The organism is Burkholderiaceae bacterium (assembly GCA_024235995.1).
Classification (GTDB): Bacteria; Pseudomonadota; Gammaproteobacteria; order Burkholderiales; family Burkholderiaceae_C; genus Ottowia.
This window is the reverse complement of the sequence record JACKLI010000001.1, coordinates 1,618,093-1,638,803: the sequence shown is the minus strand read 5'-3', so window position 1 is coordinate 1,638,803 and position 20,711 is coordinate 1,618,093. Positions and strand designations below refer to the sequence as shown.

The following is a 20,711-nucleotide window of genomic DNA, read 5'->3' as shown; positions in this document are numbered from 1 at the left end:
GGGAGCGTGGGGGCACCATGACCTATGCGCAGGCCGCCTCTCTGGCCCTGGCGCAGACGATGGAACACGACCCCACCGTCATCGCCCTGGGCGAAGACCTGGGCCGCGGCGGCGTGTTCGGCCAGTACCGCGACGCGGACGGCACGCCGCTGGCGCAGCGCTTCGGCGCCGGGCGCGTCATCGACACGCCGATCTCCGAGGCCACCATCGTCGGCGCCGCCGTCGGCATGGCGCTGGCCGGCTGCCGGCCCGTGGTCGAGCTGCGCGTGGTGGACTTTGCGCTGTGCGCCATCGACGAGATCGTCAACCAGGCGGCCAAGAACCGCTACATGTTTGGCGGCCAGGGCCGCGTGCCCCTGGTGATGCGCATGCCCATCGGCATCTGGAGCGCATCGGCCGCGCAGCACAGCCAGTCGCTGGAAGCGTGGTTTGCCCACATCCCCGGCCTGGTGGTGGCGGCCCCCGGCACGCCGGCCGACAACCACGGCCTGCTGCTGGCCGCGCTGCAGTCGGGCGACCCGGTGGTGTACCTGGAGCACAAGGAGCTGTGGGGCATGCAAGGCGCCGTCACCCCCGGCCAGGTGGTGCCGCTGGGCCAGGCGCGCACGGTGCGCGCTGGCGGCGACGTCACCCTCGTCTCGTGGTCGCGCCAGGTGCAGGCCTGCCAGCAGGCGGCCGAGCAACTGGCCGCGCAGGGCGTGCAGGCCGAGCTGATCGACCTGCGCACCCTCTGGCCCTGGGACAAGGAGGCCGTCTTGAACAGCGCGGCCCGCACCGGCCGCCTGCTGGTGGTGCACGAGGCCGTTCAGGTGGCCGGCTTTGGCGCCGAGGTGGCCGCCACCGTGGCCGAGCACACCGGCGCGCGCGTGGCCCGCCTGGGCGCGCCGCGCATCCCCGTGGGCTACGCGGCCAACCTGGAGGCCGAGGCGCGCGTGGGGCCCGACAAGATCGCGGCCGCCGTGCACGCCCTGCTCGCGCGATGAAGATCGGCCTGATCTGGGCGCAGGCGCGCGGCGGCGTCATCGGCCGGGGCGGCGTCATGCCCTGGCACCTGCCGGAGGACCTGGCGCACTTCAAGCGCGTCACGCTGAACCACCCCGTCATCATGGGCCGCAAGACCTGGGACTCCATCCCGCCGCGCTTTCGCCCCCTGCCCGGGCGGCGCAACATCGTCGTCACGCGCCAGGGCGATTTGAATCAAATAGGCCTCGAACCGGCATCCAGCCTGCGCGAGGCGCTACAACTTTGCGAGAATGCGGAGCAGGTCTGGATCATCGGCGGCGCGCAGATCTACGCCCAGGCCCTGCCCCTGGCCAACGAACTGGTGGTGACCGAGATCGACGCCGACTTCGACGGCGACGCCTTCGCGCCCCCCATCGGCCCCGACTGGCACGAGGTGGCGCGCGAGCCCATGGCCTCCCGCACCGGGCTGCGCGGCGCCTTCGTCACCTGGCGGCGCCCACCACGCGCCTGACGCCATGACCACCCCCGCACCCGACGCCCCCTTTCGCGCCCTGCCCGACCTGATCGCCGAGCACGCGCGCCAGCGCCCCGGCCACCCCGCCCTGCGCGCCGATGACGACGCGCTCAGCTACGCCGAGCTCGACGCGCTGATGGACCGCATCGCCGCCATGCTGCAGCAGGATGGCATTCAGCCCGGCCAGTGCATCGCCATCTGCGCCAGCCCTTCGGTGCGCTACGCCGCGCTGTTCATGGGCGCGCTGCGCGCCGGCGTGGCGGTGGCGCCGCTGGCGCCCTCGGCCACCGCCGAGGCCCTGGCCTCGATGCTGCGCGACGCCGGCGCGCGCCGGCTGTTCGTCGACGCCGACGCCCAGCCGCGCCTGCCCGCGCCCGACCCCGCGCTGCCGCGCATCGCGCTGGACGGCGCGGCATCCGGCCAGGCCTTCGACGACTGGCTGGCGCCCGCCGGCGCGCGCCCGCGGCCCGTCGCCATCACGCCCGATGCCGCGTTCAACATCATCTATTCCAGCGGCACCACCGGCACGCCCAAGGGCATCGTGCAGCCGCACGGCATGCGCTGGGCGCACATCCGCCGCGGCGCCACCTACGGCTACGGCCCGCACGGCACCACGCTGCTGGCCACGCCGCTGTACTCCAACACCACGCTGGTGGTCTTCGTGCCCACGCTGGCCTACGGCGGCTGCGTGGTGCTGATGCCCAAATTCGACGCCCTGCGCTACCTGCAGCTGGCCCAGCGGCACCGCGTCACGCACACCATGCTGGTGCCGGTGCAGTACCAGCGCATCATGGCGCTGCCGCAGTTCGGCGATTTCGACCTGAGCGCCTTTCGCAACAAGTTCTGCACCAGCGCGCCGTTTCGCGCCGAGCTCAAGGCCGACGTGCTGGCGCGCTGGCCCGGCGGGCTGACCGAGTTCTACGGCATGACCGAAGGCGGCGGCACCTGCATCCTCGACGCCCACCTGCACCCCGACAAGCTGCACACCGTGGGCCGGCCGGCCGCGGGCAGCGACATCCGCCTGATCGACGAGGCGGGACGCGAGCTGCCGGCCGGCCAGGCGGGCGAGGTGGTGGGCCACTCGGCCGGCATGATGACCGGCTACCACGGTCAGCCCGAGAAGACGCGCGAGGCCGAGTGGTTCGACGCCACGGGCAAGCGCTTCATCCGCACCGGCGACGTCGGGCGCTTTGACGCCGACGGCTTCCTCACCCTGATCGACCGCCGCAAGGACATGATCATCAGCGGCGGCTTCAACATCTACCCCAGCGACCTGGAGGCGCTGCTGCGCCAGCATCCCGCCGTGCACGACGTGGCCGTGGTGGGCGTGCCCAGCGGGCAGTGGGGCGAGACGCCGGTGGCCTTCGTCGTGCCGAATGCCGGCGCCACCACCACCGCCGCCGAGCTGAAGGACTGGGCCAACCCGCGCGTCGGCAAGACCCAGCGCCTGGCCGATCTGCGCTTCATCGACGAGCTGCCGCGCAGCGCCATCGGCAAGGTGCTCAAGCGCGAGCTGCGCGAGGCCTACGGCGCCGCGCCCTGACCCGGACGTTTGACGACCAGGCCCCTGCAACGCCGGCCCACCGCCGGCAGGGTCTTGCAGGCGCGGGCTCGACGGCGGCCCCGCGCCCACCGCACAATGGCCTGCAACAGGGGATGCAGACCATGGACACACGCTTCAAGGTGGGCGATCACGTCGGCTGGAACTCGGAGGCGGGCCGCGTGAGCGGCCGCATCGTTCGGGTGCACGAGCAGGACTTCGACTGGAGGGGCTACACGCACCACGCCAGCGCGCGCGATCCGCAGTACGAGATCCAGAGCGACAAGACCGACCACGTGGCCGTGCACAAGGGCTCGGCGCTGCGGCTGCTGAACTGAACCACCCACCCAGGAAACAACCCATGCCCACTGCCCTTCGCTTCGCATCGACGCTGTCGGCCGTACTGCTTGCCGCCTTCACGCTGGCGCTGCCCGCCCAGGCGCAAACCGCCCCGGCGGCGGCCGACCCCATGCCGGGCCTGCGCGGCGTGATGCAGCAGCTGGGCCGCCACATGCAGGCGGTGGCGGGCGCCATCTCGGCCGAGGACTGGGCCGAGGTGGCCCGGCTAGCGCCGCAAATTGCCGAGCACCCCGAGCCGCCGCTGACCGAGAAGGTGCGCGTGCTGACCTGGCTGGGCACGGATGCCGTGAAGTTCCGCGGCCTCGACCAGCAGGTGGGCGCCGCGGCCAACGCCATGGGCGATGTGGCCCGGCGCGGCGACGGCGGCGCCGTGATCGACGCCTTTGCCAAGGTGCAGCAGGCCTGCCTGGCGTGCCACCAGGGCTATCGCGCGTCGTTCAGGCAGCACTTCAAGTGAGCGGGGCCAGTCGGCTGCCGTTGTTCACCATCGGCCACGGCACGCTGAGCACGGACGAATTCATCACGCGCCTGCAGGCGGCCGGCGTCACGTGCCTGATCGACGTGCGCAGCTTTGCGCGCTCGCGCACCAACCCCCAGTTCAACGAGGACCGGCTGCCCCAGGCGCTGGCGGCGCACGGCATCGGCTACGCGCACGTGGCCGACCTGGGCGGGCGACGCGCGCGCCAGCGCGCGGTGGCGCCCGAGGTCAACGGCTGGTGGGACAACGCCAGCTTTCACAACTACGCCGACTGGGCGCTGCAGCCGCCGTTTCGCGCGGCCCTGGCCAGGCTGCGCGAGCAGGGCCAGCGCCAGCGCTGCGCCATCATGTGCGCCGAGAGCGTGTGGTGGCGCTGCCACCGCCGCATCATCGCCGACCACCTGCTGGCCGCCGGCGAGACGGTGCGCCACATCATGGACGCCGGCATCGACGAGGCCCATCTCACGCCCGCGGCGCAGGTGCACGCCGACGGCACGGTAAGCTACCCGGCGCCGCAACGCAGCCTGAACCTCGAAACCCCATGAAAACCGGCACGCCATGGGTGCAGGCCCGGCGGGCATGCAGGACGGCTGGCACCCGCTGCGCCCACCGGCGGGCTCTGGGCCTTGCGGCCGCTCATCCCTTCGCCTGCCTGGCCGGGGCGAGCGCGCGTCGGATGAACTCGTCCTGCACCGTGCGGCAGATGCGGGATAGCGCGGCGTCGGGCACCTGGTTCTCGAATCCGTGGAATCCGCCGCCCCACACGTGAAGGTCGACGCTGACGCCATGCGCCGACAGCCGGCCCGCGTATTCGAGGGTTTCGTCGCGGAAGGTGTCTGCCGACCCCGTGTCGAGATACGTCCGCGGAAGCCCGCTGAGATCGACGGCGCGTGACGGCGCGGCGTAAGGCGACACCTCGCTTTGCCGTCCGAGGAGTGCGGCCCATCCGAACGCGTTCTCGTTGCGGTCCCAGACCCCCTCGCCATCGAGCATCTGGCTGCTGTGCGTCCGCATCCGGTCGTCCAGCATCGGCCGGAGCAGGACCTGGTGGGAGAGGGTGGGGAATCCGCGGTCGCGCGCGAGCAGCGCGATGCCCGCGGCGAGCCCGGCGCCCGCACTCACGCCCATCACGATGATCCGGTCGGGGTCGATGCCGAGTTCCCGCGCATGGCGGGCGAGCCAGACGATGCCCGCATGGCAGTCGTCGATCGGTGCGGGATGCGGATGCTCGGGCGCCAGCCGGTACTCGACGGACACGACAACGGCCGATCCATCGGCCGCATAAGGCACGAGTGCGTCGATGCCCGCGTAGCGGTCGCCCAGGACCATCCCGCCACCGTGAATGAAGTAGATCGCCGGCAGGGGCCGCGACCCAGCCGACGGCCGAAGCAGCGTCAGGTGCACGTCGGCGCCGCCCTCGTGGCCTGGAACGTCGAGTTCTTCCACGGTCACGGCACCACCGGCGGTGTGGTCGAGGGTGCTTGCGGCGTCCGCGTAGCGCTGGCGCCTGATGGCCAGCGCCTGCGGCGACACCACGCGCGGCTCGACTGCCGTGAGCTTCTCGAGCGTGGTGACCAGTTCAGGGTCAAAGGGCGGCCTGCGCGTGGCGGGAGATGATGGACGGGTCATGGTTCTCAAGCCCCGTTCGCGCCCGCAATTTGGCGCAGCGCCTGCTCGAACACTTCCGGCGGCTGCCCGCCGGAAATCAGGTGTTGCCCATTGATGATGATCGTCGGCACCGAATGGACGCCAGCCTGCTGGAAATGGCGCTCCTGCGTGCGCACGGCGTCGGCGTATTCGCCGCCCTCCAGCACGCGGCGGGCAGCGTCCGCATCCAGCCCGGCTTCGCGCGCGAGCCGCACCAGCACCTCGTGATTGGAGATGTTTTCGTCATCGCTGAAATAGGCGCGCTGCAGTATGCGTTTCAGCGCCAGGGCCAGCGCGCGGTTTTGCAGCTCGGCCCAATGCAGCAAGCGGTGCGCATCGAAGGTGACATAGACGCGGCTGCCCTTGTGCGTGTTGAAGGCGATTCCGAACGCCGCGGCGCGTTCGCGGATCACGGCGCGCCTGGCTTCGAGCTGCTCCTCGCTGATGCCGTACTTGCCCATCTGGCGTTCGTTGGCATCCTCGCCCTCGGGCGGCAGCTGCGGATTGACCTCGAAAGGTTGCAGATGGATTTCCGCATTCACGGTTCCATCCAGCCGCGTCAGCGCCTGCTGCAGGCTGGCCAAGCCGATGGCGCACCACGGGCAGGCAACGTCGGAAACGAAATCGATGCGGAGCGGGGTCTGGGAAGTCATGGTTGTCCAATCATTTGGGAAGGTTTGAAAGGTGCTTCTGATAACTACTGCGCGGGGTGGGTGTGCCGGTCTCGGCCCGCAAACAGCCCGACGATCAACTGCAGCACGGCGATCACCAGCACGAGCAACACGGGAGCCTGCCAGGCGTTGGTCTTGTCGAGCAGGTACCCGGCGAGGATCGGCCCCACCATCGCCAGCGCGTACCCCAGCGACTGCGCCATCCCGGAAAGACGGCCCGCGTCCGTGGTGTGCCTTGCGCGTGCCGCGATGAAGGTCAGGCCGACCACCAAGGCGGCGCCGGCGCTCATGCCGCCGACGATCGCCCACAACACCACCAGGGCAGGCGCAAAGAGCAGGCCCACCATCGCCACCACCATGGTCAGGGCGACTGCGGTCGACACGGCGCGCAGATCCGCGCGTCCACGCATCAAGCGGGGGATCAGCAAGCCGCCCACGATGCCCGCCGCCTGGAACACGAACAGGTGCCATCCGCCGGCGACCGCGCTCTGCCCGGTGTGCTTTTCGATCGTCGGCAGCCAGGTGATCAGCAAGTAGAAGTTCGCCATCTGGGCCGCGAAGAACATGGCCACCCACCACGCGACCGGTGCGCGCCACATGGAACCGGGCGAAGGCGGTTCAGCAGCGGTCTTCACAGCGACCTGGTGCCGCAGGCGGGGCAGCCAGACGATCGCGCCGATCAGCGAGAGGAGCGCGCCGGCACCGACCGAAATCCGCCAGCCGAAGGCGTTGCCGAGGGGCAGCGCGATGCCGGACGCGAGGGCGGCGAATCCGCTGAGCACCGCCACGTAGCCACCGGTGGCCGCGGCGACGTGATTCGGGAAGTCGCGCTTGACGATCGTGGGCAGCAGCACGTTGCCGACGGCGATCGCGGCGCCGATGATCGCCGTTCCGATCCACAGCCAGCCGTCCCAGCCGGGGATGGAACGGAGCACGGTGGCAGCGGTCAGCACCACCAGCGCCAGCAGGACCGCACGCTCGGTACCGAAGCGCTTGACCAGCAATTGCACCAGGGGCGAGACGATCGCGAACGCGGCGAGCGGGATCGCCCCCAGCAGGCCGAGCGCCGACTTGCTGAGATGGGTGTCGTTGCCGATCAGCGTGAGCAGCGGACCGACGGAGGTGATCGCTGCGCGCAGCGACGCGGCAACGACGAGGACGGTGATCAAGAGGAAGGTTGCAGACATCGGCCTCGACAGGGCCCTGCCCTGATCGTTCAAGCCGGTCTTCACCGGGAAGGTGGTACTCATGGATTTCTCCGAATCTCTCGTGACGATTGAGGAACTGCTCGGCTAGGGGTTGATAGTCAAGCTGTTGACAAGTATGCGTCGGTTTTTTCAAGAAGTCAAGTGCTTGACTGACAAGCCGTTGACCAACAGGTATAGTGGGGCCCATGATTGACGAGCAGAAGCCCTCGAGCGTGCATGGCAGGCGCCCACTGTCTGCGGTGCTGCGCCACGCCGAGATGCTCTTCGTCGCGGAATTCGAGGAACGCATCGCCGCGTCGGACTTCGCGGATCTCTCCCTCGCGCACGCGGCCAACGTGCTGCGTTTCCTTCACAGCGGGCCGCAGCGCGCAAGCCAGTTCATCGGCTCCTGCGGCGTCAGCAAACAGGCGGTGAGCCAGCAGATCGCCCAGCTGGAAAAGAACGGCTACATCACTTCGATGCCCGACCCGCAAGATCAGCGCGCCCGCATCCTTGTGCTGACCGAGCGCGGCCTGGCGGCACAAGCCGAAGTCCAGCGCATCTTCAAGGCGATCGAGAAGACATGGACCAAGTACCTGGGCGCCGAAGATGCGACCTCGCTGCGCCGCATCCTGGAAAAGCTCCCATCCCAGATTTAAGAGAACCATGAAAATCGCCACTTGGAACGTCAACTCCCTCACCGCCCGCCTGCAGCACGTGCTGGACTGGCTGGCCGTCAACCCGGTGGACGTGCTGGCGCTGCAGGAGCTCAAGCTCACCGACGACAAGTTTCCGCACGAGGCGCTGCGCGCGGCGGGCTACGAGGCCGCGGTGTTCGGCCAGAAGACCTACAACGGCGTGGCCCTGCTCACGCGCGCGCCGCTGCAGGCCAGCGACGTGGCGCGCAACATCGCCGGCCTGGCCGACGACAACGCGCGCCTGATCGCCGCCACGCTGGACGCCCCGGGCGGGCCGCTGCGCCTGGTCAACGGCTACTTCGTCAACGGGCAGGCGCCGGGCACCGACAAGTTCGACTACAAGATGAGCTGGCTGCGTGCGCTGCGCGAGCACCTGCGCGAGGAGCTGGCCGCGCACCCGCGGCTGATGCTGGTGGGCGACTTCAACATCGCGCCCGAGGACCGCGACAGCTACGACCCGGTGGGCCTGGCCGGCACCATCCTGCACACCGACGAGGAGCGCGGGCACTTCCAGGCGCTGCTGGGGCTGGGGCTGACCGATTCGTTTCGCCTGTTCGAGCAGCCGGACAAGAGCTTTTCGTGGTGGGACTACCGCATGCTGGGCTACCAGAAGAACCGCGGCCTGCGCATCGACCACATCCTGGTCAGCGACGCGCTGCGGCCCCAGGTCAGCGCCTGCGCCATCGACCGCACGCCGCGCAAATGGCCCAAGCCCAGCGACCACGCGCCGGTGATCGTGACCCTGGGTTGATCCTGATTCGATAGCTGGTGGCGCGCACCAGCCTTGGACCATCGGCCTTTTTGACTCAAAAAGTCCAGGCGCCGCCCCACCCCCGATCCCGCGCCGCCAGCAGGGTCACCCCAGCGGCGGGAACGAAGCGGCCCCGGCGTGGCATCCAATCGTGAGTCAACCGATTGCAGAGGACGTGCCATGGAACACCGTTTCGACCACCTCATCATCGGCGCCGGCATGGCCGGTGCCGCCGCCGCCGTCGCGCTGCGTCAGGCCGACGGCCAGGCCAGCATCGCCCTGCTGGGCGCCGAGGCGCATCCGCCCTACGACCGCCCGCCGCTGTCCAAGGCCCTGTGGAAGGACGGCAAGGAGGACGACATCTGGCGCCCGATCCAGGACGCCCGCGCCACCGTGCAGCTGCGGCGGCGCGCCGTGGCCATCGACCGCGCGGCGCACACCGTGCGCGACGACGCGGGCGACCGCTGGCACTACCGCAAGCTGCTGCTGGCCACGGGCGGCGCGCCGCGCACCCTGCCCTTCGGTCCCGACTTCATCTACCTGCGCACGCTGGACGATTACCAGCGCCTGCGCCAGGCCGCCCAGCCGGGCACCCGCGCGGTGGTGATCGGCGGCGGCTTCATCGGCAGCGAGATCGCCGCCGCGCTGACGCTGAACGGCGCCGCCGTGACCATGCTGTTTCCCGAGGGCGCCATCGGCGCGCGCGCCTACCCGAAGGCGCTGGCCGACTCGGTCACCGCCTACTACCGCGACCGGGGCGTGGACGTGCGCGCCGGCGTGTCCGTGCAGGGCGCGCGCGGCAACATGCTCGAGCTGACCGACGGCAGCACGCTGGCCGCGGACGTGGTGGTGGCCGGCCTGGGCATCACGCCCAACGTGCAACTGGCGCAGGACGCGGGCCTGGCGGTGGACAACGGCATCGTGGTCGACGCGCAGCTGCGCACCTCGGATGCCGACATCTACGCCGCCGGCGACGTGGCGAACTTTCCCGCCGCCGCGCTGGGCCGGCGCCTGCGGGTGGAGCACGAGAACGCCGCCCTCGCCATGGGCGAGCGCGCCGGCCGCGGCATGGCCGGGCAGGACGCGCCGTACGACGAGCTGCCCTACTTCTACTCCGACCTGTTCGAGCTGGGCTACGAGGCCGTGGGCACGCTGGACGCGCGCCTGCAGACGGTGGAGCAGTGGGTGACGCCGTACCGCGAAGGCGTGGTGTACTACCTGGACGCCGGCCGCGTGCGCGGCGTGCTGCTGTGGAACACCTGGGACCAGGTCGAGGCGGCGCGCAAGCTGATTGCCGAGCCCGGGCCCTTCGACGCCGGCAGCGTGCGCGGGCGCCTGCCGGCCTGACCGGCGTCCGCCCCGCTCAGGGGGCTGGCCTATTTCTTCACGCGGGTCAGCGTGTTCTTGTCCGTGTGGTGCATCTCGCCGCCGGTGGCCGCCAGCTTGAGCACCAGGTCGGACGTGTAGCTGAGGGTGTCGGCGTCGACGATGGTGAAGGTGCTCTTGAAGTCCATCAGCTGCGCGCGCTCGGACAGGTACTTGTTCTGCAGGATGCCGAAGTTGGGCGAGCCCGGCGTGGCGTTGAAGTGCAGCACGGTGTCGCGCGGCTTGGCCTCGCCGCCGGCCAGGATGGCGATGCCGCGCCCGAACACCACCGCGCGCATGATCTGGCCGGTGGCCTTTTCCCACAGCAGGTAGCCCACCTCGTCGTGGAAGGGGTCCATCGCCTCCTCGCCATGGCGCCAGGCGGTCATCTTGTAGTTCAGGCCTTCGAGCGATTGCTTGCCGTTCTCCTGGACCGGAATGGGATGAAACCAGGCCTTCTCGAAGTAGCCGGTGCGGCCGGTCTCGTCGTCCTTGTTGTGATAGGACAGATCGATCCCGACGTTGCCCTCCCATTCGCCGACCAGCGGGGTGAGCGGGCCCAGGCGTTGCGGTCCATGAATGTCAGCCACGATGCATCTCCTTGTTGCCGTTGAGGGAGATGCCAGAATAGTCCGATGCGGCCGGTGCTGCAAATGGCCTGCGGTCATGGGCGCGATAGCGTGCGGGCTATCGCGGCGGCCTCGGATACCGATCAGGGTTCATAGCGCTTGAGCTCGCGCTGGATGCCTTCGATGTCGCTCTGGTTGCGCGCGATGGAGGCCTTGAGCTCGGCCACGCGGTCCAGGTACTTTTGGTAGTTGCGCGCCTCGCCGCCGATCTTGTCGGGCTCGCCGTTGTTGTATTCCTTGGCCAGCTCGGCCTGGCGGGCCTGGGCGCGGCGCAGCTCCTGCTCGAGGATGGCCTTGGCGTCCGAGTCGCGCGCCTTTTGCACCGCCGGGTCCACCCGCGGCGCCGACGAGGGCGCGGTAACCACCGGCTTGGCGCCATTGCCCGCCGCGGCCGGTGCCGGCGTGGGCGAGGTGCCGCGCACCACGGTGACGTTGCCGCCCTCGACCAGCTTGCAGTCGGTGCGGCCCTTGATCTGGTTGGTGTACTCGTTGCCGCAGCGGTAGATGCGGTTTTGCGCCCACGCGGGCGCCACCCAGGCCAGCAGCAGCCCCAGTGCGGCGGTGCAAGCGATGGATCGGGCGGTGACGGGCAGGTTCATGAAGCAGGCCTCGCTGGCATGACCGCAGGCTGGCGCACGGCGCCAGGCGCGGCAAAGGGTCAAAGTATCGGCTCAATTGATCCGCGCGGCCAGGTTTCGTTGCACCGGCGGCCACAAAAAAGGCGGCCGAAGCCGCCATTTTTTGCACCCGCGCCGTTACAGCGAGTAGTACATGTCGTACTCGGCCGGGTTGACCTGCACGCGAATGCGGTTGACCTCGCTCATCTTCAGCTCGATGTAGGCGTCCAGCATGCTGTCGGTGAACACGCCGCCGCGCGTGAGGAAGGCGCGGTCCTTGTCCAGCTCCTCCAACGCCTGGTCGAGGCTGTGGCACACGGTGGGCACCAGCTTGTCCTCCTCGGGCGGCAGGTGGTAGAGGTCCTTGCTGGCGGCCTCGCCGGGGTGGATCTTGTTCTCGATGCCGTCCAGGCCCGCCATCAGCAGGGCCGAGAAGCACAGGTAGGGGTTGGCCATGGGGTCCGGAAAGCGCGCCTCGATGCGGCGCGCCTTGTCGCTCATCACGTGCGGGATGCGGATGGAGGCCGAGCGGTTGCGGCTGGAGTAGGCCAGCTTGACGGGGGCCTCGAAGTGCGGCACCAGGCGCTTGTAGCTGTTGGTGGTGGGGTTGGTGATGGCGTTGAGCGAGCGCGCGTGCTTGATGATGCCGCCGATGTAGTACAGCGCGGTGTCGGACAGGCCGGCGTAGCCGTTGCCGGCAAACAGGTTCTTGCCGCCCTTCCAGATCGACTGGTGCACGTGCATGCCGCTGCCGTTGTCGCCGTGGTAGGGCTTGGGCATGAAGGTGGCCGTCTTGCCGTAGCGGTCGGCCACGTTCCAGATCACGTGCTTCATGCGCTGCGTCCAGTCGGCGCGCTCGACCAGGGTGCTGAACTTGGTGCCCAGCTCCATCTGGCCGGCGCCGGCCACCTCGTGGTGGAACACCTCGACCGGGATGCCCATGGCCTCCAGCACCAGCGCCATCTCGGCGCGCATGTCGTGCGTGCTGTCGACCGGCGCCACCGGAAAGTAGCCGCCCTTGGTGGTGGGGCGGTGGCCGCGGTTGCCGCCTTCCAGCTTGGCGCCGGTGTTCCAGGGCGCCTCGTACTCCTCGATCTTGTAGAAGCTGTGGCCTGGCTCGGTGCTCCAGCGCACCTGGTCGAACACGAAGAACTCGGGCTCGGGGCCGAAGTAGGCGGTGTCGCCGATGCCGCTGGCCTTGAGGTAGGCCTCGGCGCGGCGCGCCAGCGAGCGCGGGTCGCGCTCGTAGGCCTTGCCGTCGCCCGGCTCCAGCACGTCGCAGGTCAGCACCAGGGTGGGCTCTTCGTAGAACGGGTCGATGTGCGCCGTGACCGGGTCGGGCATCAGCAGCATGTCGGAGGCCTCGATGCCCTTCCAGCCGGCGATGGACGAGCCGTCGAAGGCGTGGCCGTCGCTGAACTTCTCCTCGTCGAAGTGCGACACGGGCACGCTCACGTGCTGCTCCTTGCCGCGCGTGTCCGTGAAGCGGAAATCAACAAACTTGCACTCGGCTTCCTGCACGAGCTTCATGACGTCGGCGACGGACTTGGCCATCTGGGGTTCTCCGGTGGGGATGGTTGGAACAAAAATTCGGTGTCCAGGATTCAAGCAGCTTTCATGCCAGCGGCGCAGGACGCGCGCGCCAGAGCGCGAACACCCGAAAACGCGCATTGTCGCCGGCTTTGGCTGCCGTGGCGGCGCCTCGGCCACGAGCCCGTCATGGCGCCATGCACCAGATCGAGGCGCACCAAGGCGGTGCAGGCGTGGCCCGTCCCCAGCATGGTGCGCCTTATGGCCGCACGATCTCGGGGCCGCAGCGCAGGCCGAAGGGCGCCAGCCCCGCCTTCAGGTCGGCAAAGGCCACCGCCACCGCCTCGGGCGCGCCCTTGACGCCCAGGTCGATGTGGCGCCCGTAAGTGGGGTGGTCCACGCTGGGCAGGCTGAACACCTTGACGCCCGGGTGCCCCGCCTCGATGCGCTCCATCAGGGGCGTGAGCACCGCCTCGGCGGCGCCGAAGACGATGATCGAGCGCTCTTGCCAGGCAGAACGGTTGAAGTGGACCGTGTAGTGCATATCCAGCACCCATTCGATCATCGGCCAGGCCATGACAGGAAAGCCCGGCATGAAATGAATGGTGCCCCCACGCTCCCCCACACAGGAAAACCCCGGAATCTGGTTGTAGGGGTTGGGAATGATCGCGGCGCCCTGCGGAAACTCGCCCATCTTCAGGCGCTGGCGGTTGTCGGCGCTGGCGGGCTCCCAGGGCCTGCCTTCGGCGCGCGCCAGCGCCTCGCCGCGCTGCTCGATCAGGCGCTGGGCCTCGGGGTGCAGCGCCAGCGGCACGCCCAGCGCGGCGGCCGCGCAGGCGCGTGTGTGGTCGTCGGGCGTGGCACCGATGCCGCCGGTGCAAAACACCACGTCGCCCGAGGCGAAAGCGCGCCGCAGCACGGCGGTGATGCGCGCCGGCTCGTCGCCCACGTACTCGGCCCAGGCGAGCTGCAGGCCGCGCGCGCCCAGCAGCTCGATCACCTTGGCCAGGTGCTTGTCGCTGCGGCGGCCGGAGAGGATTTCGTCGCCGACGACGATCAGGCCGAAGGTGGGAGGCATGCGTTCAGGGCTCATGGGGCAAGGCGGGCGGCGAGGCGGTGGATGCGGCGGCGGGAGTGGCGGCGCCCTGGCGCAGCGCCTGCAGCGCGGCCAGCGCGTAATGCGTGAACCACAGCGCCGAGAAGGCGAACACCAGGGTGTAGATCCAGACGGCCAGCGGAATGAGCACCGCGAAGGCGACGGCAAACAGGGTCATGGAGGCCCACACCACGGCCGGCGCCGCGCCCAGGTAGCCGCAGACGATGCCGATGACCAGCAGCGGCGCGCGGTGCTGGCGCAGCACGGCGCGGCGCTCGCCGGCGCTGGCGTGCACGGCCAGCGCATCGAAGCTCATCACACGGTAGGTCAGCCAGCCCCAGATGAGGGGCGGCACGATCAGGATCAGGGGCGGCACCAGCCACAGCGGCAGCGACACCACCAGCGCCAGCAGCGCCAGCACCGTGTGGCCCAGCGACCAGGCCAGCGAGCCCAGCACCGAATCCGGCCCGCGCCGCTCCAGCGCGGGAAAGCGCCGCTCAGCCACCAGGCGCAGCACGGCCGGCGCCAGCAGCAGGGCCACCAGCAACAGGGCAAAAACCACCACCAGCGGCGTCAGGCCCAGCACCAGCAGCAGCGGCGCCAGGCCGGCGCGCACGTCGCCCACGCCCAGGCGCGCCAGCCAGCCCGACAGCAGCGACCACAGGGTGGAGCTGTCGAGCCAGGCCGCCACCGCCGCCACGGCCGGGTCCCAGTAAAAGTAGCCCAGCACCCCGCTGACGGCCACCATGATGGCCAGCGGCAGCAGCGACAGCGCGATCACGCGCGGATACAGGCAGTACGCCGCGGCACGCCAGAACGAGTCGAACAGCAGGTTCATCCGGCGACTCCATCCCGCCCGGCCAGGCGCTTGAGCCCCAGCCACTGCTGCGCCCAGAAGCCGCGCCCGTAGTCGCGCCCCTGCTCGACCTGGTCGCGGATGCCGGTGGGCTCGCGTCCGCCCGCCCAGTCGGCCGAGCCCAGCAGCGCGTCCCAGCAGGAAAACAGCACACCAAAATTGACACCCCGAATGTTGGCCCCCACGCTCCCCGCTGCGCGTGGTTCGCTGCCCCCCAAGGGGGCGCTCGCGCCTTGGGGCGGCCCGGCGGCGCTCGGCTCGCGGGCTGAGCGGGCCTCGTGCCCGACGCCGATGGCATGGTGGCGCCGGTGAAAGCGCGGGCTGACCAGCAGGCGCTCGGCCACGCGGCCGAAGGAGCAGCGCAGGTTGGCGTGCTGCAGGCTTTCGAACAGCTGGGTGACGGCCACCAGCCCCACGAACTGCGAGGGTGCCACGCCGATGGCGATGGCCACGGCGACGAAGATGGCGTCGTTCAGCGCGCTGTCGAGCAGGTGGTTGCGGTTGTCGCTCCACATCGTCAGCTGGCGCTGGCTGTGGTGCACGGCGTGCAGCCGCCACCACCAGTCCCACTGGTGCTGGGCGCGGTGCACCCAGTAGCCGATGAAGTCGAACACCAGCAGGTAGATCACGAAGCTGACCAGCGCCCGGTCGGTCACGCCCGGCCACAGCGCGTCCAACTGCAGCGTGGGCATGCCGTGCGCGCGCAGCACGCCGATGCCGTCGGTCAGCCAGTTCTCGACGGTGAAGAACATCGCCAGCTTGAACAGGCCCAGGCGGTGCAGCAGGGTGTAGATCACGTCCACGCGGATGGCGGCGCGGTCCACCACCGGCTCGACCGGCCAGCGCCGCTGCGCGGGGCCGATCAGCAGCAGCAGCACCGCGATCTGCAGCAGGCCCACCAGCAGCCAGCCGGTGGCCACGAAGCCGTCCTCCAGCAGGTTGCCCAGGCCCAGGCTGAAGGCCGCGGGCTCGATCAGGCGCTCGAACAGCCACTCCTGGGCCAGGGCGAAGGCATCGAAGGGGTTGAGCATGGCTGCTCCGTCAGGCGCCGTGCATGGCGATCCAGTCCGCGTAGGCCGGGTGCCCGCGCAGGGTGGCAAAGCACAGGCCGCGCGCCTTCAGGCCCTCGATCAGCGGCTCGAGCACGGCCGGCGCCCAGGGGTCCTGGCGCGACCAGATGCCCAGGTGCGCCAGCAGGATGTCGCCCGGCTGGATGGTCTTGAGCGCGCGCTCCAGCAACCGCTGGTTGGGGTACTTGTCGCTGGACAGCTCGTCGCCCAGAAAGCCGGCGGGCGACCAGCCCACGTGCCGGTAGCCGCACGCCTCGGCGGCGGCCAGCAGGCGCGGCGAGGTCTTGCCGCCGGGCGCGCGGAACAGGGGCAGCGGCTTCTTGCCGCTGTAGTAGGCCAGGCGTTCGCTGGCCTGCGCGATGTTGGCGCAGTACTGCTCGGCGCTCCAGGTGAACTCGCGCCCGGCAAAGGCCCCCGCCGAGGGGCGCACGCGAAAGCGCGGCTCGCGCCCCGGCAGGTCGGCGCGCCAGTAGACGTGGTCCCAGGTGTGCGAGGCCAGCTCGTGCCCCTCGGCGGCGCGCGCCTTCCACCACGGGCCCCAGTAGCGGCTGAGGCTGCCGTCGCCCTCCTGCGTGCGCTCGTTGGCGGCAAAAAACGTCACCGGCACGCGCTGGCGGCGCAGCACGTCGGCCACGAAGCTGGCGATGCCCATGTGGCCGGTGTCGAAGGTCAGGTACACCGGCTCCGTGCACGAATTTAAATGATTCTGGGCCCTGGCCCGCGTGGACAAAGCGCCAGCAGCTATCAACCCAATAGCATGTCGCCGTTGCATCGCGGCCTCCTCACACGCGGCTGGCGTGGTCCAGCGTCCACACGCCGTGCGGCGAGCGGCCGACCTTGACCTGGTTGACCACGCGCCGCTGGGCGATGTCGATCAGCGTCAGCTTGCCGGCCCAGCGCGAGCCGACCATGATGAGCGTGCCGTCGGCCGACACGTCCATGCAGTCGGGGCCCGAGGGCGCCGGAAACTCGGCCACCACGGCGCCCCGGGTGTAGTCGATCTGGCTGATGGTGTTGGCCACCCGGTTGCTGACCAGCACGTGGCGCCGGTCGCCCAGCGCGCGAAAGGCGTGCGCGCCCTTGCCGGTGGCGATCTGCCCCACCAGCGTGGGCGCCTGGCCGCCCGCCACGTCGAACACCTGCACCCCGGTGCCGCCCGTCAGGCCCACCAGCAGGGTGCGGTCGTCGGGCGTGCCGAACACGTCGGCCGGCCGGGAGCCGGTCTGCACGCGGTGCACCAGGGTTTGCGAGGCCAGGTCGATCGCCACCAGCTCGTCGCTGTCCTGCATGCTGGAATACACGGTGGTGCTGCGGCTATCGATCCACAGGTGGCTGGGCGTCTTGCCGGTGGCGATGCGCCGGGCCAGCTCGGGTTTGTCGCCGTCCCAGCGGTACAGGTCGACGTGGTTCAGGCGGTTGGCCGCCGTGACGAACCACTTCATGTCGGGCGAAAAGCGCAGGTGGTACGGGTCGATGATGCCGGAAAGCTGGCGCTGCACCTCGGCCGTGCGCGGGTCGATGAAGGTCAGCGAATCGCTGCCGGCGTTGGCCACGATGACCGACTTTTCGTCGGGCGTCATGTACAGGTGGTGCGGCTCGCGGCCGGTGGCGATGCGGCGCCGCTCGACCCAGGTGTTGCCGTCGATCACGCTCACCGTGCCGTCCAGCGAATTGAGCACCAGCACCGGCGCGCGCGGCGCCGCCTGCGCCCCGGGCCAGGCCGCGCCCAGCCCGGCGGCCGCGCCCAGGGCCAGCAGGCGCCGGCGGTTCGGCCCCGCCGACGGGCAGGACGAGAGGGAATTCACGGCAACAGCCTTCATACAACCGATCGATCAAGAGGCAAGACGCGGCGCGCGAGTGTACGCCGGCCGCCTGCCACACCATGACATAACATTCCAGCCATGCAAGGCGTGGACATCGACGGCGTTTTTCTTGAAGTGGCGGCCATCGCCGCGCCCCCGGGCAGCCCGGCGGGGCGGGCGCCGCTGGTGTTTCTGCACGAGGGCCTGGGCTCGGTGGCCCAATGGCGCGACTGGCCGGCCAGGCTGTGCGCCGCCACCGGGCGCGCCGGCTGGGTATATTCGCGCCGCGGCTACGGCCGCTCCAGCCCGGTGCCCGACGTGCGCGGCGCCGGCCGCCTGCAGCCCGACTACATGCACCGCGAGGCGCTGCAGGTGCTGCCGGCGCTGCTGGCGCGCCTGGACATCGAGCGCCCGGTGCTGGTCGGCCACTCCGACGGCGCCACCATCGCCCTGATCCACGCCGCCCACCAGCCGGTCGCGGCCTGCGTGGCGATGGCCCCGCACCTGATGGTCGAGGACGTGTCGGTGCGCTCCATCGAGCAGGCACGCCAGGCCTACGAGCACGGGACGCTGCGCGAGCGCCTGGCGCGCTTTCACCAGGACGTGGACGGCGCCTTCTGGCAATGGAACGACGTGTGGCTGAGCCCCGCCTTCCGCGCCTTCGACATCCGCGCCGAATGCCGCGCCATCACGGCGCCGCTGCTGGCCATCCAGGGCCTGGACGACGAATACGGCACGCTGGCGCAGGTGCACGAACTGCAGCGCGCCGTGCCGCACGCCCGGCTGCTGGAGCTGCCCGCCTGCGGCCACTCGCCGCAGCGCGACCAGCCCGAGGCGGTCAACGCGGCGATCGTCAATTTTCTGCCGCGCGCCTGACACCGCGATGCACGGGCACTCCAAGCCGTTTCAGTTTCAGTGTGGACGCCGCCGACGCGCGCGCAGGCCGAACCAGCCCAGCAGCCCCGCCAGCGCCACCAGGCCCGATGCCGGCAAGGTCGGCACCGGCGCAGGTTCGCCGACGGTGACCGTCACCGTGGTTTCGGCACAGTTCGTGTCGTCCGCCGCGTCGCACAGCCTGTAGCTCATCACGTACGTGCCGGGCAGCACCGACCCCGCCACGGTGACGGCGCCACTGGCGGTGTCCAGCGCGATGCCGGCCGGCCACGCGCCCACCGGCGCCAGCGTGGCGTTGGCCGATCCGGCGGCAAGCTCCGTGCCGCGCGCCCCCACCAGCCTGTCGTTGACACGCACGTCGGCAATCACGGTGCGCGCCACGCCCGTCGTGGCGGAGCCGGCGTCCGGTCGCGGCGTCGGCGTGAGGCTCAGGCCGATCTGGAAACCCACGCCATCACCGCCACCGCTGGTCAGAAACTGCCCCAGTTGAATGCGCGAATACACGCCCTTCAAGCGAAACATGCCGCAGACGCGCTTCGAATCGGGATCGACAAAACAACCTTCGCCACGAGCAACCAGATTGGCATCAGGGTCCTGACCGCTGACCCAGCCGGCCGCCGGCACGCCAATCATGTTGGGCCGATTGGCCAGTATCTCGACATCCGCCGGCGCGCCCCCCACATCGGTGCTGGCCTGCACGCTCACGGCCGAGTTGTCCAGGCTGTAGAAGGCCACCATGGGATCGACCACAGGTGCCGCGAACGCAATTTCGGCCATGCTGGGCGATCCGGCGGTGGCCCCGGAGCGAGGCTGGCGGACCATGTGGTTGGTCATGGCCTTCAGGCTGGCGGGGTAAAACGCCACGGTGGACACCGTGAAGGGCGGCGTCGAAATCCAGAAGGGATCGCTGAGAGCGACACCACTCTGGTTGCTCGCGGTCAACGTGGATCCATGCAGGGCGCCTGAAATCGTCACCCCACTACCTGAAAAAGTCGTCCAGTAATCCGCTGCGCCAGCTATCGACCCGCAGACCAGGCCCGCCACCAGAATCAGCGCGCGGTGCGCAACGCCCCTCGTTTTCAAAGCCATCACGGCTCTCTCCCTTTTACAAACAACACCTTGCTGCTGTCACGCCAACACGTTCAAGCCTCATGGGCCACCGCCATCATGAAATGAAGGCCCGAGGATATGGATGAGTTTGTACGAAATACAAAGTCTTTAATTTATTTTCGGTGGGCATTTGCGGCGTCGCGAGGCGATGTCGGGCTATTTTTCGTGACATTGTTCACATTCCCGAGAGCAGAAACGGATCACACCATCAGCAGCGCCAAGTCATCAGCCGCCAGCCAGCGCCACTGCCCCGGCGCCAGGTCGCCCGGCAAGGCCAGTTGCCCGATGCGTGAGCGGTGCAGCGTCTCCACCCGGTTGCCCACCGCGGCCACCATGCGCTTGACCTGGTGGTACTTGCCTTCGGTCAGCGTCAGGCGCAGGTGGTGCTCGGCCACTCCTTCGACAGCAAAGGCGCGCACCGGGCGCGGGTCGTCGTCCAGCACCACGCCGTCGCGCAGGCGCTGCAGCTGGCGCTCGTCCAGCGGGTGCTTGGTGCGCACCTCGTACACCTTGGGCACGTGTCGGCGCGGCGCATTCATGCGATGGATGAAAGCGCCGTCGTCCGACAGCAACAGCAGGCCGGTGGTGTCCTGGTCCAGCCGGCCCACGGCCTGCACGCCCTGCACCTTGCCGGGCGCCGGGCGCTGGCGCAGCGGCGCCGGCAGCAGGGTGTAGACGCTGGGCCAGGCGCCGGGGCGGTGTGAGCACTCGGTGCCCGCCGGCTTGTGCAGCATCAGGTAAGCGCGCTCGTGGTAGGGCCAGGCCACGCCCTGCACCGTGAAGCGCAGGGCCGGGTCGGCCACGTCCAGCTCGGCCGCGGGGTCGGTGCAGGCCTGCGGCCCAAGGTACACGTGGCCCTGCTCGATCAGGCCCGCGCACACGCGGCGGGTGCCGAAGCCCTGCGAGTACAGCACATCGTCCAGGCGCATGGTT

At 69.9% G+C, this 20,711-nt stretch carries 23 protein-coding genes; 10 read left to right on the top strand and 13 right to left on the bottom strand.

Features of this window, described 5'->3' with window-relative positions; all coding sequences use genetic code 11:
- The first annotated feature begins 17 nt into the window (after positions 1-17).
- The 6 genes from H6927_07920 (at position 18) to H6927_07895 (ending at position 4,400) form a co-directional block, all read left to right on the top strand.
- A complete protein-coding gene (locus tag H6927_07920) occupies positions 18-983 on the top strand; it encodes an alpha-ketoacid dehydrogenase subunit beta (protein ID MCP5218031.1) in 966 nt (321 codons plus the stop codon).
- A complete protein-coding gene (locus H6927_07915; protein ID MCP5218030.1) occupies positions 980-1,474 on the top strand; it encodes a dihydrofolate reductase in 495 nt (164 codons plus the stop codon). The genes H6927_07920 and H6927_07915 overlap by 4 nt, the downstream gene beginning before the upstream one ends.
- 4 nt (positions 1,475-1,478) lie before the next feature.
- On the top strand, positions 1,479-3,020 hold the full coding sequence (locus tag H6927_07910; protein ID MCP5218029.1) for an acyl--CoA ligase: 1,542 nt from the start codon (positions 1,479-1,481) through the stop codon (positions 3,018-3,020).
- A gap of 122 nt (positions 3,021-3,142) precedes the next feature.
- Positions 3,143-3,355, top strand: coding sequence for a DUF2945 domain-containing protein (locus H6927_07905; GenBank protein ID MCP5218028.1), 213 nt, complete (start codon positions 3,143-3,145; stop codon positions 3,353-3,355).
- A 23-nt stretch (positions 3,356-3,378) separates the two neighbouring features.
- Positions 3,379-3,834 carry a cytochrome c gene (locus H6927_07900; protein ID MCP5218027.1) on the top strand — a complete coding sequence of 152 codons (456 nt, stop codon included), beginning with the start codon at positions 3,379-3,381 and terminating at the stop codon, positions 3,832-3,834.
- 14 nt (positions 3,835-3,848) lie between these two features.
- Positions 3,849-4,400 carry a DUF488 domain-containing protein gene (locus H6927_07895; GenBank protein MCP5218026.1) on the top strand — a complete coding sequence of 184 codons (552 nt, stop codon included), beginning with the start codon at positions 3,849-3,851 and terminating at the stop codon, positions 4,398-4,400.
- 91 nt (positions 4,401-4,491) lie between these two features.
- On the opposite strand, the gene H6927_07890 is transcribed toward H6927_07895, so the two are convergent.
- The 3 genes from H6927_07890 to H6927_07880 are packed head-to-tail and all read right to left on the bottom strand — an operon-like array spanning position 4,492 to position 7,360.
- Positions 4,492-5,484, bottom strand: coding sequence for an alpha/beta hydrolase (locus tag H6927_07890; GenBank protein ID MCP5218025.1), 993 nt, complete (start codon positions 5,482-5,484; stop codon positions 4,492-4,494).
- A gap of 5 nt (positions 5,485-5,489) precedes the next feature.
- Positions 5,490-6,155: a DsbA family oxidoreductase gene (locus H6927_07885; GenBank protein ID MCP5218024.1), complete on the bottom strand. Its 666-nt coding sequence runs from the start codon at positions 6,153-6,155 to the stop codon at positions 5,490-5,492.
- A 44-nt stretch (positions 6,156-6,199) separates the two neighbouring features.
- Positions 6,200-7,360, bottom strand: a complete 1,161-nt coding sequence (locus H6927_07880; GenBank protein MCP5218023.1) for an MFS transporter — start codon at positions 7,358-7,360, stop codon at positions 6,200-6,202.
- A gap of 206 nt (positions 7,361-7,566) precedes the next feature.
- On the opposite strand from H6927_07880, the gene H6927_07875 reads away from it, so the two are divergent.
- From H6927_07875 to H6927_07865, 3 genes are all read left to right on the top strand, one after another.
- A complete protein-coding gene (locus tag H6927_07875) occupies positions 7,567-8,019 on the top strand; it encodes a MarR family transcriptional regulator (GenBank protein MCP5218022.1) in 453 nt (150 codons plus the stop codon).
- A 7-nt stretch (positions 8,020-8,026) separates the two neighbouring features.
- The gene (xth, locus tag H6927_07870; protein MCP5218021.1) at positions 8,027-8,809 is read left to right on the top strand and encodes an exodeoxyribonuclease III; all 783 of its coding nucleotides are present in this window, start codon (positions 8,027-8,029) and stop codon (positions 8,807-8,809) included.
- A 180-nt stretch (positions 8,810-8,989) separates the two neighbouring features.
- On the top strand, positions 8,990-10,156 hold the full coding sequence (locus H6927_07865; GenBank protein ID MCP5218020.1) for an FAD-dependent oxidoreductase: 1,167 nt from the start codon (positions 8,990-8,992) through the stop codon (positions 10,154-10,156).
- A gap of 29 nt (positions 10,157-10,185) precedes the next feature.
- Here H6927_07865 and H6927_07860 read toward each other — a convergent pair whose 3' ends face one another.
- From H6927_07860 to H6927_07825, 8 genes are all read right to left on the bottom strand, one after another.
- On the bottom strand, positions 10,186-10,842 hold the full coding sequence (locus tag H6927_07860) for an FABP family protein (GenBank protein ID MCP5218019.1): 657 nt from the start codon (positions 10,840-10,842) through the stop codon (positions 10,186-10,188).
- Between the two features lie 44 nt (positions 10,843-10,886).
- A complete protein-coding gene (locus tag H6927_07855; GenBank protein ID MCP5218018.1) occupies positions 10,887-11,402 on the bottom strand; it encodes a hypothetical protein in 516 nt (171 codons plus the stop codon).
- Positions 11,403-11,558: 156 nt separating this feature from the next.
- Positions 11,559-12,974 (bottom strand): type I glutamate--ammonia ligase, encoded by a 1,416-nt coding sequence (gene glnA, locus H6927_07850; protein ID MCP5218017.1) that lies wholly within the window; start codon positions 12,972-12,974, stop codon positions 11,559-11,561.
- 235 nt (positions 12,975-13,209) lie between these two features.
- Positions 13,210-14,028, bottom strand: a complete 819-nt coding sequence (locus tag H6927_07845; GenBank protein MCP5218016.1) for a competence/damage-inducible protein A — start codon at positions 14,026-14,028, stop codon at positions 13,210-13,212.
- 4 nt (positions 14,029-14,032) lie between these two features.
- Complete coding sequence (locus H6927_07840; protein ID MCP5218015.1) at positions 14,033-14,884, bottom strand: EI24 domain-containing protein; 852 nt, start codon at positions 14,882-14,884, stop codon at positions 14,033-14,035.
- Positions 14,881-15,933, bottom strand: coding sequence for a sterol desaturase family protein (locus H6927_07835; GenBank protein ID MCP5218014.1), 1,053 nt, complete (start codon positions 15,931-15,933; stop codon positions 14,881-14,883). The genes H6927_07840 and H6927_07835 overlap by 4 nt, the downstream gene beginning before the upstream one ends.
- Positions 15,934-15,943: 10 nt before the next feature.
- Positions 15,944-16,744 (bottom strand): polysaccharide deacetylase family protein, encoded by an 801-nt coding sequence (locus tag H6927_07830; protein ID MCP5218013.1) that lies wholly within the window; start codon positions 16,742-16,744, stop codon positions 15,944-15,946.
- A 10-nt stretch (positions 16,745-16,754) separates the two neighbouring features.
- On the bottom strand, positions 16,755-17,792 hold the full coding sequence (locus H6927_07825) for a beta-propeller fold lactonase family protein (protein ID MCP5218012.1): 1,038 nt from the start codon (positions 17,790-17,792) through the stop codon (positions 16,755-16,757).
- A gap of 81 nt (positions 17,793-17,873) precedes the next feature.
- On the opposite strand from H6927_07825, the gene H6927_07820 reads away from it, so the two are divergent.
- Positions 17,874-18,650: an alpha/beta hydrolase gene (locus tag H6927_07820; protein ID MCP5218011.1), complete on the top strand. Its 777-nt coding sequence runs from the start codon at positions 17,874-17,876 to the stop codon at positions 18,648-18,650.
- A gap of 36 nt (positions 18,651-18,686) precedes the next feature.
- Here H6927_07820 and H6927_07815 read toward each other — a convergent pair whose 3' ends face one another.
- Positions 18,687-19,757 (bottom strand): IPTL-CTERM sorting domain-containing protein, encoded by a 1,071-nt coding sequence (locus H6927_07815; protein MCP5218010.1) that lies wholly within the window; start codon positions 19,755-19,757, stop codon positions 18,687-18,689.
- Positions 19,758-19,978: 221 nt separating this feature from the next.
- A complete protein-coding gene (locus tag H6927_07810; GenBank protein ID MCP5218009.1) occupies positions 19,979-20,707 on the bottom strand; it encodes a 16S rRNA pseudouridine(516) synthase in 729 nt (242 codons plus the stop codon).
- Positions 20,708-20,711 lie beyond the last annotated feature (4 nt).